Genomic DNA, 14,942 nt, shown 5'->3' with positions numbered 1-14,942 from the left:
CTCCCGCCGACAGGCGCTTCCAGTCGGACGGGCGCCGCGTCCGGGCGAGGTCCGCGGCCGTACCGGCGACCGGCGGTCGCTTGCCCCAGGATCGAAACACATGAGCGCTGCTGACCCCAAGCACGTAGCCTTTGCCTGCCCGCCGTAGTTGCTGTTCGATGTCGCCAACACCGTAGACCGTATCACCGGCAACCCACTTGAATGGTACAGACGCGGCTATCGCACGTGCGATCATTCTCGTCGCAAGCTTTGGTTTGGTCGCAAAGCCGACATCGGCAGGCACGTATGCGGCTTCCAGACGATCTGGATCGTCGGTCCATTCCTTCGGAAGATACAACGCGCGATCGATGAACGCATGACCATGACGCGAAACGTAGGTAGCGAAGACGCCGATCTGGCAGTTCGTGATCTTCCCTGCCGAACCAGTGTATTGCCGCGCCACTCCGCACGAGGCCTTACCCTGCTTGAGAAAGCCGGTCTCGTCGATCACCAGCACCGCATCGTCATCCGCCAAGTGCTCGATGACATAGTCCCGGACGATATCGCGCAGGGCATCAGCGTCCCAATCCCCGCGACCCAGGATCGCCTGCTGCCGCCATGGGCCGGGATCGCCAGCCGCCTCCGCGCGCATCCAACCGGTCTTGCGCTGCTCATCTCCGAGCAGACCTTCCAGGAACAGGCCTGCATTCGTCGCAACACGCTCTTGCGTGAACAACGGACGTATCCGCTGCTTGATCTCTCGAAGCGACGCCGCCCACAACGCAAGCGTCTCCTCAACCGACGCGGCCCGCGCCCACGACATTCGAATCATGGTTGCCCATGGATTCAGAAGTCTGCAAACAAAGCAACTGTAATGCTAAGGCGATCCAGCGACCGTTGCGGGATGGGGCACTTAAGCCGTGATGCGAGGCGAGGACAAGGAGGATCGGGCAGCAACTTGAAAGCAAGGAACAACTCTCCTCAGCCCGAATGGCCAAAGTAGAATTGGCCCGACGGTCCCGCCCTCTATGCCTCCCCAAGGCGGGACCTGCGCTCTGGGAGAATTCATTATGGGTCACCCAACAGAAGAGCAGATACGGAAACGCGCTTTTGAACTGTGGGAGCAGGCGGGCAAACCCGAAGGACGCGAAGACGAGTTCTGGCACCAAGCGCAGAGGGAATTGCAGGGCGCAGAAGAGCGTGGTGACCTAAACAAAGGTGCCGACATTTAACAACGCGCGTCCTGACGCAAGCGGGGCGACTGGTAGCGTCCGAGCTGATTTCCCACAGGGCGGCCTCAAGGCAACCGACTTCAAGCGCTCGGAAGTGGGATTACGGCGCGGTACTTTCCGGCGGAAGAAGGAACTGGCGGTTCGGCGGCCAGCTCAACAGACACGCGCCCAAGCCCATGCTCATTCAACAGTTTGGTCAATTCAGAATGCACCGCTCGCCAGACCCGGCTTGGGTCAGCGTCGGCCGTGGGATGTAGGCGAACGCGCAATTGTGTCGGCGCGGTCTGCACTATCTGATACAACTCCACACCGGGCACATGGTCCATCTCAATCGCGAGCGGTGGTAGTGCGACCTTCTCTCCGCGTTCGGTTGGAAAGGTGAGGATGTCGGCAGCGCGGCCCTGCACGCGGATCGCCGGAAGCGGGTTGCCACAAGGGCAAGGATCAGGTCGTTGCAGGATCCGGTCGCCTAGATCGTAGCGGAGGATCGGCTGCACGCGATTGGCGAGGTTGCTCACGAGGACCGTATGCGACTCCTCGCCTGGCGGAACCGGCCGATAGCTCGCATCGACGGGGTCGAGAATTACCCAATCGCTGTTGACATGATACCAACCGTGTTCGCAACCGATGGCCATGAACAGGCATTCCGTCGCGGCGTAAACGGTCCGGACCTTGGTGTGGAATGCCCTTGCGATCCGGTCGCTTCCGTCCTGCGAAAGCCCTTCGGAAGTCGGAAGAACCAACAACGGCTGAATATGCAGGCGACCGGCCTCCTGCTCCGCCGCCAATAGTGCCATAACGCTGGCGTATCCGATGAGCAGAGCCGGGCGGCACTGATTGAGTTCGGCGACCAAATTGCGCAACGGCGCCTGCGCCGGAAGCGCCCGTAATCGTCGGGACGACCGTTTTGTGCGGATCGCAGCAAAGCTGGTTGCGCCGATGTAATGGCCGCCCATTGCCAGCACCGATGCCGCGCGGCCGCCCCTGACGAGAAGGCTAAACATATCGGTGGCGCTAAGCCAGCCCATGATCATGCGCAGCGAAAAAGCGATTGTGACCGTCCAAGTGTGTGGGTCCAACAGGAATATTCCAGGTGTCCCGGTGCTGCCCGAAGTGGTTGCCACTGAATACTTGCCAAGGAGGCGTTGCCCGATCAGCTCAGGGGTATCGACGAACGCTCGCACTGCTGCAAAACTAACCTCGCGGTCGGTGACCCAGTCGTCAAAATGGCGCATTAGCTCTTGCTTGTTGGCTACCGGCAGCACGGAGGAACTCTCAATCCGCTCGGGTAGACCCTGATAGAGTTCGCAATAATAGGGCGAGTTGGCGCGAGCGAAGGCGACGGCCTCGCCAAGCCGCGCGCGTTGTCGCTGCGCGATGGCATCGAGACCTTGCCTTCTTGCGCGGTGCGCATCGAGCAATACCGATGAGAGGCTTTCTCTCATGACAAGTAAACCCATAATATTCACGTCCCACCTCTTGTCGTGCAGGCGCAACGCTTGCGCGCTCCACGGTTCACCGGGACAAAGCTTCAGGCGCTAACTCGCGGCGTTCGCAGACCTTGCTGTGCACGCCGCGCGATGCGTTAACGGTCTTTTTGGATCGGCTCACCCGGTGCACGATCAAGCGGCGGGTGCGGCCGGGCGAGGCCGGTCGTGCCAGGCGGCGCGTCGTTCGCAGCTTGGCGCGTGTTGACGCGCTCCAGCGTCGTGACGGACGCAACCAAAATCGCGATGGCAAGCGCAACGGCGAACAAACCCAACGCTGTCCGGTGCCTGTCCATGACAAGCCCCTCCTGCGGCAACGCTCTAACGAATCGCCAAACCCGCTGGTTCCGGGCAAGGGCAGATTGACGATCCCGATCTGTCATTCTTCGCGCGATCTTTCACGCAGCGGCAACCGCGCTCCATCGCATGTCGTTCGCGTTGGCACTCGGTTGCGGCTGCGTCAGACTTCGCCGAGGCTGCGGTCACCACGATAGTCAGCGAGAGCGCGGCCGCCTGAGTACTTACTCGGGAGATAGTCCAAGTTGTTTGACGGCGATGGAAATTTCCGCCGGATCTTGATTTCATCCGGCCTTAGTTTGCTGTCTTGTAGCAAGCGCCTGATCGGCATTGCGCATCCCTTCGGCTCAAGAGCAGGGCGCGGCGCGCTATTGGACTGCCGCCAGCTTGGAATGGACAACTGAACTGCCTTACTCCTCAGCTCTGTACGTCGCGATTTTTCGAAGCGCCACAGTTCGACGCCGTGTCTGTCAACGAGCTGCTTGGCTCGCTCTGTCGCCGTGTCGTCGGCGCAATGGAGTTCGACGCGAAGCTGAATGTGGCCGTCCGGCCCAAGTATCAAGTATATAGGCTCGAAAATCCGGCATGAAGTCCGCTCCAAAACGTCAGTTCCGAAGCTGAAACTGGAAGGAACTTACAACAAAATCAAAAGGCTGTCCATTTGATTGGGACGATAACTCCCAACCCTGAGACGTAGTAGCCAGCTTTTGTTTATTCATGAACGCCCGCCATGCGCCCTCTCTAAATTTACCGGCGGTGGAACGCTCTGAGGATGGGCACGTTCGCCCTGACACGATGCTTTCGTGGGAGGTAAAACATCATGAAGTTGATCATAAGTGCCACCGCACTTGTGCTGACGGTTCTACCTTCAGCGGTGTCGGCGCAAACGACCAAACCGGACGTTTCCACTGCTCCGAGCGCGCAGAGCTCCGGTGCAGGAATTCCGGGTCAACCGGGAAACAAGAGCGGTCCTTCTGTCAAACCAGGAGAGACCGTTGGCTCCAGCTCGACAACGAACCAGGAGAACCCGACGACCCGGATGCAGGACCCGTCAAATATCAAGGGACTGCCGGGCAACAAGAGCGGCCCGCCTGCCAAGAAGCCCTCGCGCGAATGAGAGCCGAAAGATCGGGCTGTCGCAAGCAGATTGAGACTCGCGCCGAGAGGCCGCGCGACGGAGAGTGCGGACAGCCATGGGCGACGAGGAGCGCCATTACCGCCTTCGCTTCGGAAATAACTTGTCTCGGATATAGCGCGATGTAGGCGTCAACCTCACGCCGCGCGACCGGTTTCTGGCACGAGCATTAGCGCCTCGATAGCCGCCTGCCATTCCGGCACGTCGTGCTCGTGCTTCGGCAGCTTGTTGATGAAGCTGGCTGCGTCGCGAAGCGTGATGAGCTTGCTGCCGCCCGGCACAAGGATCGGATCTTCGAAGGCTCGCTGCCAGTGGCGTTCTATGGAAGGGGTGAGGCGCTCTCGGCCCGCAGCTCCGCCCGGACCCGTCAGCGGCCGTAAATACCGGTCAGGGTAGCCTTCGCGAGTGTGTGGGAGCGCAGGTCGAACCCGACCAGCGCGGCGGACGCCGAATGATCCTTGGCATCCGGCAGCTTGGCGACATCAACGGCAAATACGGTTATCTGATAGCGATGCGGCTTGTCGCCGGGTGGCGGACATGGGCCGCCATAGCCATCGCTGCCAAAGTCCGTGCGGCTCTGGACTGCGCCCTTCGGCATCAGGTTTTTCTTTGGATCGCCCGCACCCTTGGGAAGGGAAGTGACGGATGGTGGAAGATTGAACACGACCCAATGCCACCAACCGCTGCCGGTCGGCGCGTCTGGATCATACATGGTGACCGCGAAGCTCTTGGTGCCTGCCGGAGCGCCGCTCCAGTTCAAGGCCGGAGAGACATTGCTGCCGGTACAGCCAAACCCTTTGAATACCTGCTCGTTGGCGATGGTTGCGCTCTCGTTGATAGCCGGGCTGCTCAAGGTAAGGCTCTGCGCGCGCGCTTCGCCTGCAACGAGCAAGCACGCACAAAATGCTGCAAGCGAGAATGTAAACTTCGCCATGGGAGGCGCCAGCTCAGCCAGTCCAATCATAGAGTTGCATACAAAATAGCGCCCAAGGCACCCGTTTTCGCCGAATTTCCTGATCACCTTGGCATGGCTGAAATCGCCGGTGGCAGGGTCGCCGGTGCGGCTAAAGGCGACTGCGCCGACGTGACCTTCTTCGCGAGATAACGCCTCAGCGCGCATTACAGCGGGGTTTGGATTGAAGCATTCCTTGGGCTCGCCAGCGGCAATGCCGTCATCGGCGGCGATGAACGGCAGCGCGACAAAATAGGTGACTTCAGCCATGGTCTGACTCCAACTGCTTGACCTGACCGGCAAATAATGTTCTCTATATGTTCTTTGGTCAATCTGGCCTGACCATGACGAATGAGCGACCCGCAAGCTGGCGAATGCCCTCCCCGAAGCAGATGGAAAAGCTGGCGCGGGAGGCTGCTCGTCGGCGCGATATCGAGAGGCCAGATCCGGCAGCGAACCGCATGGTGCCGGGTGAATCATGGGATGCGGCCAATCCACGCGCCGGTCTGGCAGATCAGATCGTTATCACCGAGAAAACCAGCCAGGCCAAAGACGTCCGCGCCGCAATTGGTTCGCGCTACGGTGATGTTCTTCCAGCAGAGGGCCATTTGTTCGATCTCCTCGAACCGGAGGAGGTTGTCCCGGCCTGGAAGCGGTGGTCGCCAATACTTCTGCGGCCTGAAGGTCTTTACGGAACGCGCCCGGCAGTAGGTGGCAACAAGGCCGCTAAGCTCAAGGCTATTCGCGAGGCGTTGCGCACTGCCAAACGAGTTTGGCTTGCAACCGATTGTGACCGCGAGGGTCAGCTAATCGGTCAGGAAATTCTTGAGCATTACGAATATCGCGGTCAAGTGATGCGGGTGCTGTTCACCGCGCAGGATTCGCAGACCATCCGCGACGCATTCGGTCGCGCAAAACCTAATATCGAATATGCCCGTCTTTACGCCGCCGCCGTTGCGCGCCGACAGGCCGATCAAATTTACAACCTGTCACTCACACGCACTGCAACCGTCATCCTGGGACAAGGCGCGCGAAGAGTGATTGGAGTTGGTCGTGTAAAGACGCCGACATTAGCCATTGTATGCAAGCGCGAGTTGGAAATTCGAAACTTCGTGCCGCTTGCCTATTTCGAAATTGTCGCCACCGCGAGGGTTGCGGACGGGCAATTCCAGATGCGGCATGCGCCGCAGGACCGAATTGTTAAGCGCGAAAGGGCTGAGGCCGTTGTCAAAGCGGCTGAAGGTTTCGAGGGCGCGCTTGCCGTGCGGGTCGAGGATAAGCGGCAAGGGCCACCCAAGCTGCATGATTTGCCGTCGTTACAGAAACTTTGCGGATCGCGTTTCGGCTGGTCAGCCAGCAAAACGCTCGAAGTGGCTCAGGAGCTGTATGACGGCCAGGGCAAGAAGATCATCACCTATCCTCGCGCCGAGGTTCGCTATCTGCCGCAGAGCTTGATATCGGACGTGCCGCGAACCATTGCCGGACTGCGGGTGGGCCAATCGTTCAGCACGATCCCTGTACCCGAGCCGCCGGTGATCCGTAGAGGTGTGAGCGGTACCTTCTACGACAAGGGGCTGGAGGGTGCGAGCCACCATGCCGTCATTCCCAACGTCAACACCATCGACAAACTGCCGGAGGTCTGGCCCCGTCTGTCGTCTGACGAGAAGAAACTCTTTGACGTGATCGCGCGGGCATATATGGCCGCCCTGATGCCCGACTTCCGGTACCGGCAGACAACCGCAACGCTCGATGTGCACGGCTTTGAATTTCGCGCAGCCGGTCGCCAGCCCATTGAGCTCGGCTGGCGTGCAGCATTCCCGGAGTGGCAACCCGCCGACGAAAAGGGCGATGAGGCGCAGTTGCTGCCGCCGCTGCGCAACGGCGAGAGCGCGCAACTGCAAGATCCAAAAATTGAGAACAAGGAGACCCGACCGCCGCCGCGTTACTACGAAGGCACTCTGATCGAGGCTATGCAGAACGCCTGGCGTTTTGTTGATGACGAGGTTCTGCGGGATCGCTTGAAGGAAGCCAAGGGTATTGGCACGCCTGCGACCCGAGCCGAAATCATCGGTGGGCTGAAGAAGCAGGGTTTCCTGATCGCCCAAGGAAAGAATATTGTGCCGACCGAGACCGGTCTGTCGTTGTTCAACGTTCTCAAACAAGCCGATCCGGCGCTAGTCGATCCGGGTGTGACGGCGCAACTTGAATGCCTACTCGATGACGTTGTTGTCGGTAAACAGGAGATGGTCGGCGCGATTGACACCGTATGCGATGTCGCCGAGCGCATTATCAACAAGCTGAAGGAAGGTGCTACCGCGGGGGCACCTTCTTTGCTTGGCAGCGCAGGGGGCTATGGCGCAGAAACGTATCCGCCGACGCTTGCGATGAAACGCTTTGCTGACAGCCTCGTCCGGCAAAAGGGTATCAAACCGCCGCCCGGCTATAAGACCTCGATATCGATTTGCCGCAAATTCCTTAGCGAACATGCGCCTAAAAAGTCCGACGGCGAAACGGCCGGTAAGCTCGACCCCAAACCGGTAAGTCCAGCACGATTATTGTACGCCAAGAAGCTGGCGCAGGGGAACGGACTCGTCATCCCCGACGATGCGAGGATCAACTCGGCCGCGATGTCCGCGTGGATCGATGCAAATCGAGATAAAAAACATCGCAAGGTTAATCGTAAGACCTCCAACAGGCCAGTAGGCTCGGTTGCACCCCAGGCTGCTCCGCCGAAGAGGTCGCGAAAACAAAAAGTTGACACCGATGCCGCTTCGACGGCTCCCGTGCCAGCAAACTCAAGCAGGACGCCACTGCGGATTCCTTATGGCAACAAGGAGGTCGCGCTGAAGCTCGGTGCCCGTTATGGCTCCGAGGGGTGGTATGCTCCGCCTGGAGTTGATCTTTCTCTATTCGTCGGACGGGGCTGGCTCCCTTAGGTGATTTTATAAGCTTGACAATGCAAGGCAGGATAGGATTGCCGAAGGCAGGAATACAACAGTTGGGGACGGCTCTTCTGGTGGCGAGTGCGGATTCAAGCAAACCTCAATAGCTTGTTTCATTTTTTTGGATCCTTCGGAGGAACGCAATGGAGTGCCCAATCTGCAAATCGAAGGTACAAGAATTAGAGCGCGGGCTCTTTGATGGATACGCGCTGAGATGCCCTGTGCATAGCGAGATTGATTTCTCTGATACCGTGCGAGCAACTCGCATGAACGAACCACGGGAAGCTCGGGAACGCGCACATTCGAACGCCAGACTTCGAGCGATTAAAGATGCCCAGCATAAGAACGTTGGTGGTAAGAGGCCGCGAATTATTGACGAGGACTTCGAACCTTTTGCGGGGTAGATTGTGACCAAGCCACAGCAATGCTCAAATTGCAGCGATCCAAAATGGCAAGGAAATTGGATGCTTTGCAAAGCGTGCCGTCAAAAGGCAGGACTGACCCGCAGCGCTCTCGCCGAACAACGGGCAGCGATAAATCTATTTATCGCATTGGGTACCGCCCCAATGCTGGATGATTCAAATCGGCCTCACGGTTTTGAAAACTCAAGCCAATACGCGGCTATAAAACAGCTGATAGAAAAGGCCGACTAGATTGCGTTGTTGCCAGTTCAGCGTGCTGTTTTTGGATTTTTGACCCTGCTGGTTTTCTTGGCGGTGGATTTTTTTGGTTCTATGCTGTGGCGGGCTTTTCGCCACTACGTTGATGGCGCGCTCAAAGCGCTGCAATGCGTCCGGCTCCAGTTCTATTTCCGATTTGTCTAGTTGAGGTTTTTTAAAAACGATGCCCTTAACAGATAGAGAAAAGGCAGTTGTCAAAACTTACTCCGAATTGATGGGTGAAGTAAGGGCTAGACTAGATTCGGTCAATGCATGCTTGGCCGGAGTCCTTGGCCGGAGTCCTATCGCCTGCCGAATCCGCTCCTGCGGGAATTTTGCTTCCTTCAATTCCGCATGATCTGCGAGCTTATCGGGCTCGCATGCATCACGGCCCATGGCGAAATTGCGGACGCGAAATTGCGCGATCAATGGGCCGCTGATGCCCCCGAACCAATTGTTGAGAACGCGGCTCCCTGGCCCATCAAATCGGATATGACTCCGTTCACCGGGGATTATCTCACAAAGGCCGATTTGATCGCATTGAACGGGAAATGCGGGTCGATACTTCATCAGGGAAGCTTCAAGCGGCTACTCACGAAGAAGGTGCCGCAAGGCATAGCCACCCCGAAATCCAAAGATTGGTAACGAAAATCACTAACCTTGTGCAGCTTCATCGCGTGTCACTTATTCGGCCGGGCAAGCTTTACCTTTGCCAGTTTTTGCCCGACGGCCGCGTGAACGCGTTTGCAGCGATGGCAATTGGACCAATTGAACCAAAACCTCCGACGTGGAATCGTCAAAGTTCGTGTGCCAACGATAGATGGCAACATCGATTAGGTTTGCGGGCGCGCCAGAGCTCAATCTGGATTGCGCGGCCATTGTGGCGACACATCGCCGGGCAATAGGCTGTCGGGCTGAATCAGAAGCGGGCAATCTGCTGGCATCACCGAGTTCTCGTCGGACGAGTCTTGTGCCTTAAAATCCCTGATCTGCGTGATGCAGCGGTGTCAGGCTTCGCTCTGTTGAGACCTTCCCATCGCTCTGCAAAGCGCCGCCGTCCAAAGGCGAGAGCGGTGATCGGTGCGTGCTGCATCCAGTGAAGAGCGAAATAGAGCAACCGGTTCGCGAAACAGTCCGCAGTAAAAACGGCAGTTTCGCCAAGTGCTTGATTTCATTGGTGGGCCTGCCTGGACTCGAACCAGGAACCAGACCGTTATGAGCGGCCGGCTCTAACCATTGAGCTACAGGCCCCGCCGCGAGGCGGCCGCGGGTCGCGGCCGGCAACGGTGCGCGGTTCGTTTACAAGGCCGGAGGCGAGGGTGCAATGCCGGCCCTGAGGCGGGAACGCCCGCGTCGCGCAGTCCAAGCGCTGCGCGTCGGTCGATTGCGGGGACGGATGATGATAGCATTATGCCGGTGTTTTGCCCGACGGGTCAAATGCCCCTGAGGGGCTTATTTTTCCCTTCTGTAACCCGCTGTGATCGCGCGCCTTTTCTACTGTGCATGGGGTTGTTTTCGCGCTTTTGATTCGAGGGGGCCACCGGCCCCCGATGTGCTGCCGGCAGAGCCCCGCGGCGGGGCGCGGCCCTAGTCGACCGACACCCCGGCGAACTCCACCACCTTGCGCCACTTCTCGGTCTCGTCGGTGACCAGCTTGCCGAACTCGGCCGGTGTCATCGGCTTGGGGATGCCGCCGGTCTCGGCGAGGCGGGCCACCAGCTTGGGGTCCTTCAGCGCCTCGTTGACCGCCTTGTTGAGGATCTCGATCACTTCGGGCGGCGTGCCCTTCGGCGCGGAGATGCCGTAGAAGCCGACCGATTCGAATCCCGGCACGGTCTCGGCGATCGCGGGCACGTCGGGGACGATCGGCCAGCGCTGCGGCGAGGTGACGCCGAGCGCGCGGACAGTGCCGCCCTTCGCCTGCTCCAGCGCGGAGGGCAGGTTGTCGAAGATCAGCTGCACCTTGTTGGAGATGATGTCGGGGAAGGCGATCGCCGAGCCGCGATAGGGCACGTGCACCATGTCGCACTTGGTCATCACCTTGAACAGCTCCGCCGACATGTGCACCGAGGTGCCGTTGCCGGACGAGGCAAAGGAGATCTTGCCGGGATTGGCCTTGCAGTAGTCGATGAACTCCTGGACCGTCTTGGCCGGAAACGCGTTGGAAACGACCAGCATGTTGGTGAGCTGCATGATGCTGGCGACCGGGACGGTATCGCGGAGGAAGTCGAACGGCAGCTTCTTGTAGAGCGAGGTCGAGATCGCGTTGTTGGGCGCGACGAACAGCAGCGTGTAGCCGTCCGGCGGCGAGCTGATCGCCGCTGCGGCCGCGATGTTGCCGCCGGAGCCGGTACGGTTCTCGACGATGAATTGCTGGCCGAGACGTTCCGACAGCCACTGCGCCATCATGCGCGACACGATGTCGACCGGGCCGCCGGCGGCGAAGCCGATCAGCCAGTGCACGGGGCGGCTCGGGTAATCGGCGGCGGAGGCGGCAGGTGCGGCGCTGAACAAGCCTGACATCAACGCAAGCCCAACAACAGCGCACCGCAAAATTCGCAACATGACGTCTCCCATTGCTTTATTGTCGTTGTGCCCATGCTTTCATAAAAACCGCCCGCTGCCTACATCGCCTCAAGTCGATGTTGACGCGGAGCGGCCGGGACTCATCATGAAACTCATCATGAAACTCGCATCATCCATGCTTCTCGCCGCGGCGCTGCTCGCGAGCCCCGCTGCGGCCCAAACCGGAGACAAGGCCATTTCGACTACTATCAGTCTCGGGACAGCCACGCCCGGCGGCGGCTTTCCCCTCTATGGCAACGCGTTTGCGGAGGTGATGAACGCGGCCGATCCGTCGCTGACAATCGCCCCGCGCAACACCAAGGGCAGCAACGAGAACATTCCGCTGCTGGAGAAGCGCGAGCTCGATCTCGCGCTGGTCGCGGGCGAGCCGGCCTACGAGGCCTTTGCCGGCATCGGCCGCGCGCCGGTGCGCCTGAAAATCCTCACCGCGGTCTATTCCAATCCCGGCATGTTCGTGGTGCGCGCGGACAGTCCCTACAGGACGATTCCCGATCTCGTCGGCCAGCCGGTGGCCTTCGGCGCCAAGGGCTCCGGACTGCCGATCCTGGCGCGCTATGTGCTCGACGGGCTCGGGTTGAAGCAGGACGAGGACTTCAAGGCGATCTATCTCGACCGCGCCGGCGATGGCCCCGCAATGGTCGAGGACGGCCGCGCCGCGGCGCTGTGGGGCGCCGGCATCGGCTGGCCCGGCTTTGCCGCGGTGGCATCGAGCGCATCAGGCGCGCGCTTCATCGCGCCTGATGCCGACGAGATCGCCCGCATCCGCGCCAAACATTCGTTCCTGAAACCGCTGACCGTGCCGGCCGGCAGCTATCCAAAGCAGTCCGAGCCGATCGCCTCGCTCGGTTCCTGGAGCTTTGTCCTGACGCGCGAGGACCTGCCGGACGACGTCGCCTATCGCCTCGCGAAAACGCTGCACGGCGTCGAGCCGACGTTCTGCAAGAAGCTGGCGCAGGCCTGCGAGACCACGGCCGCGAACACGGTTGCGGCGGCGCCAAGACCGGAGCTGATTCATCCCGGCGTCGCAAAATACTTCCGCGAGATCGGCGTGATGAAATAGGACGCGGTGCTAGCGCTGACTTCCTTCTCCCCTTGTGGGAGAAGGTGGCGCGAAGCGCCGGATGAGGGGTTATCTCCGCGCATTCAAATGAGAAACCGACTCGCGGAGACAACCCCTCACCCGGCGCGCCGCTGACGCTGCGAATCCACCCTATCCCACAGGGGGCGAGGGTGCACCGTCAGCGCCGCTTCGCACGTGCTACGCCGTCACTTCTTCACCATCGCGCACGCCGGGTCCGGCGGCCCGAACGCCTTGTCGCCGGAGATGGTCGAGAGGATCTTGTAATAGTCCCACGGATATTTGCTCTCCTCCGGCGTCTTCACCTGCACCAGCCAGAGATCGTGCACCATCAGATTGTCCTCGCGTAAGCGGCCGTTGCGGGCGAAGAAGTCCTCGATCGGCTTCTCGCGCATCTTCGCCGCGACCTTGAGCGGATCGTCGGTGCCGGCTTCCTTGATGGCGTTGAGATAGTGCATCACGCTCGAATAGACGCCAGCCTGCCACATCGTCGGCATCTTGTTCATCTTGGCGAAGTAGCGCTTGGACCATTCGCGGGTCTTGTCGTCCATGTCCCAGTAGAACGACGTGGTCAGTAGCAGCCCCTGCGCAGCCTGGAGGCCGAGGCCGTGAATGTCGGTGATCAGCGCCAGCAGCGCCGCCATCTGCTGGCCGCCCTTGAACACGCCGAACTCCGAGCCGGTCTTGATCTCGTTCATGTTGTTGGGCGGACCGGCGGCGATGCCGATGATCTTGGCCTTGGAGGCCTGCGCCTGCAGCACGAAGGAGGACAGATCGGGCGTTGCCAGTGGCGGCCGCACCGAGCCCAGCACCTTGCCGCCGTTGGCCGTGACGACGCTGGAGGCGTCGCGCTCCAGCGAATGGCCGAAGGCGTAGTCGTCGGTGATGAAGAACCAGCTGTTGCCGCCGCGCTTGACCACCGCATCCGCGGTGCCGACCGCGAGCGCACGGGTGTCGAATACCCACTGGATCGCATAGGGCGTGCAGAACTTGCCGTGGAAATCGGCGGTGCCGGTGGAGTGGGTGATGAACAGGCGCTTCTTCTCGGTGGCGACGTTCTGCACCGCAAGCCCGACGGCGGAGACCGGCACGTCGACGATCAGATCGACCTGGTCGACATCGTACCAGCGCCGCGCGATGGCGCCGCCGACGTCGGCTTTGAGCTGATGGTCGCCGGTGACGATGCTGATCGGCTTGCCGAGCACGCTGCCGCCGAAATCGTCGATCGCCATCTGCGTCGCCGTCACCGACCCCGGGCCGGTCGCGGCCGAGGCCGGGCCGTTCATGTCGGTGAGCACGCCGATCTTGACGGCATTGTCCGAAACCTGCGCCGACGCCGCGCTCGCTACGAGCACCGCCGCGAGCGCGGCCGCAACCGGCAGTCCAAATCTGACTGGATTCACGCTTGTCCTCCCCTGATCCGGCGCGTTGGCCGGTGTTGCTTTTTTTCCGGGTATGGCCCGGCTGAATTGGTTTCTTTTGCAACTATTTGAGGGCGGGCGTCAATGTCAGGCCGAAAAGCGGATCTGTCCGGCCGGCGAGGGATCGTAGCCGGTCAGCTCCTCGGCCCGCTGCTGCAGCCGTCTTTCGCCGAGGAATCGGATCAGGGCCCGCATGGCGGGGCGGAAATAGCTGCGCTGCCGCATCGCGAGATCGAAATTTTCCCAGACCAGCGGCACGAAATCGAGGCCGGCGGAACGCGCCGCCGCCCGCGTCGCCACCCCGCAATCGGCCTGGCCGGCCCGGATCACCTCGGCCATGTCCGGACCGGTCAGCGACGGCGTCTCCAGCCGGCGCAAATTCCGCGTCGTGGCGCCGGCGCGCTTGAGGAGAACGTCGAGCAACATCTGCGCGCCTGTGCCTTGCTGTGGCATTGCCATCCTGACACTGAGCGCGAGCACGTCGGGCAGGCCGCGCAGCCGCTTGGGATTGCCCGGCGGCAGCACGAGACCCTGCTCGCGGCGCACGAATGCGACCAGCACGGTCATCGTGCAAGTCCGGTGCGGCCCGCAACGCCTCGACGCTGGCGTCGCTGGCCAGGTTGTCGGCGGCATCGAGGCTGTGGAAGTGCACCGCCGCGGCCATCACCTCGTCGCGCTGCAGGCGCTCGAGCCCGCGCGCGCTGCCCTCGCTCATCGATCCCAGCCCGGAGCCGGATTCGCGCAGGCTCCAGTCCAAAAGCTCGTCCTGGCTGCCGTCCACGACCGGCGGCGGCTCGGCGGTCCGCATGCCGGCCGGACGCGCCAGTCCCGACAACACCCAGAGGTCGAGCTCGTGCCGGGGAAAGAGCCACTTGCCGGTCACCTTGGTGCAGGGGATCGCGCCGTTGGTGACGAGTTCGTACAGCTTGCGTTCGCCGAGCCGGAGATAGTCGGCGGCTTCGCTGGTCGTCAGGAATTCCATCCTGCATTCCTATGCAAATTCTTGCTTCTTTTTTGACGTTCGACGCAGTGGAATTCTGCAGTTCATTTTCGTCCGCGGGACCATGCCTGATCATCTTGCTGCTTTGCAACACATCCTCGCTCGCGCTTTTCGCCTTGGTGAATGACCCCCAAACGCTCGCGTGCCGCTCAGCACGTTGCCGAAATTTCCCGA

14 protein-coding genes, 1 tRNA gene and 2 pseudogenes are annotated in these 14,942 nt (G+C 60.7%); 6 read left to right on the top strand and 11 right to left on the bottom strand.

The features are described from left to right. A partial coding sequence (locus tag IVA82_RS23825; protein ID WP_247493253.1) for an IS701 family transposase occupies window positions 1-811 on the bottom strand: 811 nt, incomplete at its 3' end. Window positions 812-1,049: 238 nt separating this feature from the next. Here IVA82_RS23825 and IVA82_RS23820 point away from each other — a divergent pair. Then, window positions 1,050-1,211, top strand: a complete 162-nt coding sequence (locus IVA82_RS23820) for a DUF2934 domain-containing protein (RefSeq protein ID WP_247388726.1) — start codon at window positions 1,050-1,052, stop codon at window positions 1,209-1,211. A gap of 80 nt (window positions 1,212-1,291) precedes the next feature. Here IVA82_RS23820 and IVA82_RS23815 read toward each other — a convergent pair whose 3' ends face one another. Next, window positions 1,292-2,707 carry a phenylacetate--CoA ligase family protein gene (locus IVA82_RS23815; RefSeq protein WP_247388725.1) on the bottom strand — a complete coding sequence of 472 codons (1,416 nt, stop codon included), beginning with the start codon at window positions 2,705-2,707 and terminating at the stop codon, window positions 1,292-1,294. Between the two features lie 89 nt (window positions 2,708-2,796). Further along, window positions 2,797-2,994 (bottom strand): hypothetical protein, encoded by a 198-nt coding sequence (locus tag IVA82_RS23810; RefSeq protein WP_247388724.1) that lies wholly within the window; start codon window positions 2,992-2,994, stop codon window positions 2,797-2,799. 246 nt (window positions 2,995-3,240) lie between these two features. Here IVA82_RS23810 and IVA82_RS23805 point away from each other — a divergent pair, with 246 nt between their 5' ends. Together IVA82_RS23805 and IVA82_RS23800 are read left to right on the top strand one after the other, a co-directional pair. Then, on the top strand, window positions 3,241-3,399 hold the full coding sequence (locus IVA82_RS23805; RefSeq protein WP_247388723.1) for a hypothetical protein: 159 nt from the start codon (window positions 3,241-3,243) through the stop codon (window positions 3,397-3,399). A 416-nt stretch (window positions 3,400-3,815) separates the two neighbouring features. Then, window positions 3,816-4,112 carry a hypothetical protein gene (locus tag IVA82_RS23800; RefSeq protein ID WP_247388722.1) on the top strand — a complete coding sequence of 99 codons (297 nt, stop codon included), beginning with the start codon at window positions 3,816-3,818 and terminating at the stop codon, window positions 4,110-4,112. Between the two features lie 155 nt (window positions 4,113-4,267). On the opposite strand, the gene IVA82_RS23795 is transcribed toward IVA82_RS23800, so the two are convergent. The 3 genes and pseudogenes from IVA82_RS23795 to IVA82_RS23785 form a co-directional block, all read right to left on the bottom strand. Beyond that, window positions 4,268-4,411 (bottom strand): hypothetical protein, encoded by a 144-nt coding sequence (locus IVA82_RS23795; protein WP_247388721.1) that lies wholly within the window; start codon window positions 4,409-4,411, stop codon window positions 4,268-4,270. A gap of 86 nt (window positions 4,412-4,497) precedes the next feature. Then, window positions 4,498-5,064: a YbhB/YbcL family Raf kinase inhibitor-like protein gene (locus IVA82_RS23790; protein ID WP_247388727.1), complete on the bottom strand. Its 567-nt coding sequence runs from the start codon at window positions 5,062-5,064 to the stop codon at window positions 4,498-4,500. A gap of 66 nt (window positions 5,065-5,130) precedes the next feature. Further along, window positions 5,131-5,352 (bottom strand): annotated as a pseudogene (locus IVA82_RS23785) (hypothetical protein); the annotation flags it as partial. A gap of 122 nt (window positions 5,353-5,474) precedes the next feature. Between IVA82_RS23785 and IVA82_RS23780 the strand changes: the two are divergent. Next, on the top strand, window positions 5,475-8,018 hold the full coding sequence (locus IVA82_RS23780; RefSeq protein WP_247493584.1) for a DNA topoisomerase: 2,544 nt from the start codon (window positions 5,475-5,477) through the stop codon (window positions 8,016-8,018). Window positions 8,019-8,629: 611 nt separating this feature from the next. Here IVA82_RS23780 and IVA82_RS23775 read toward each other — a convergent pair. Beyond that, window positions 8,630-8,902 carry a hypothetical protein gene (locus IVA82_RS23775; RefSeq protein WP_247388719.1) on the bottom strand — a complete coding sequence of 91 codons (273 nt, stop codon included), beginning with the start codon at window positions 8,900-8,902 and terminating at the stop codon, window positions 8,630-8,632. Between the two features lie 135 nt (window positions 8,903-9,037). Here IVA82_RS23775 and IVA82_RS23770 point away from each other — a divergent pair, with 135 nt between their 5' ends. Continuing rightward, window positions 9,038-9,328, top strand: a complete 291-nt coding sequence (locus IVA82_RS23770; RefSeq protein ID WP_247388718.1) for a hypothetical protein — start codon at window positions 9,038-9,040, stop codon at window positions 9,326-9,328. Window positions 9,329-9,858: 530 nt separating this feature from the next. On the opposite strand, the gene IVA82_RS23765 is transcribed toward IVA82_RS23770, so the two are convergent. Both IVA82_RS23765 and IVA82_RS23760 read right to left on the bottom strand, forming a co-directional pair. Continuing rightward, window positions 9,859-9,934 (bottom strand) — tRNA-Ile (locus tag IVA82_RS23765). A 336-nt stretch (window positions 9,935-10,270) separates the two neighbouring features. Further along, window positions 10,271-11,248, bottom strand: coding sequence for a tripartite tricarboxylate transporter substrate binding protein (locus IVA82_RS23760; RefSeq protein WP_247388717.1), 978 nt, complete (start codon window positions 11,246-11,248; stop codon window positions 10,271-10,273). A gap of 118 nt (window positions 11,249-11,366) precedes the next feature. Here IVA82_RS23760 and IVA82_RS23755 point away from each other — a divergent pair, with 118 nt between their 5' ends. Continuing rightward, on the top strand, window positions 11,367-12,329 hold the full coding sequence (locus tag IVA82_RS23755) for a TAXI family TRAP transporter solute-binding subunit (RefSeq protein WP_247388716.1): 963 nt from the start codon (window positions 11,367-11,369) through the stop codon (window positions 12,327-12,329). Between the two features lie 206 nt (window positions 12,330-12,535). Here the strand turns inward: IVA82_RS23755 and IVA82_RS23750 are convergent, their stop codons facing one another. Further along, entirely contained in the window at window positions 12,536-13,750 is a 1,215-nt protein-coding gene (locus IVA82_RS23750; protein WP_247493583.1) for an ABC transporter substrate-binding protein, read from the bottom strand. Between the two features lie 105 nt (window positions 13,751-13,855). Then, a pseudogene (locus tag IVA82_RS23745) lies at window positions 13,856-14,750 on the bottom strand (helix-turn-helix transcriptional regulator). Window positions 14,751-14,942 lie beyond the last annotated feature (192 nt).

The organism is Bradyrhizobium sp. 142 (assembly GCF_023074015.1).
Taxonomy (GTDB): domain Bacteria; phylum Pseudomonadota; class Alphaproteobacteria; order Rhizobiales; family Xanthobacteraceae; genus Bradyrhizobium.
The sequence above is the reverse complement of the archived record's forward strand: the minus strand, read 5'-3'. Positions and strand labels throughout refer to the sequence as shown.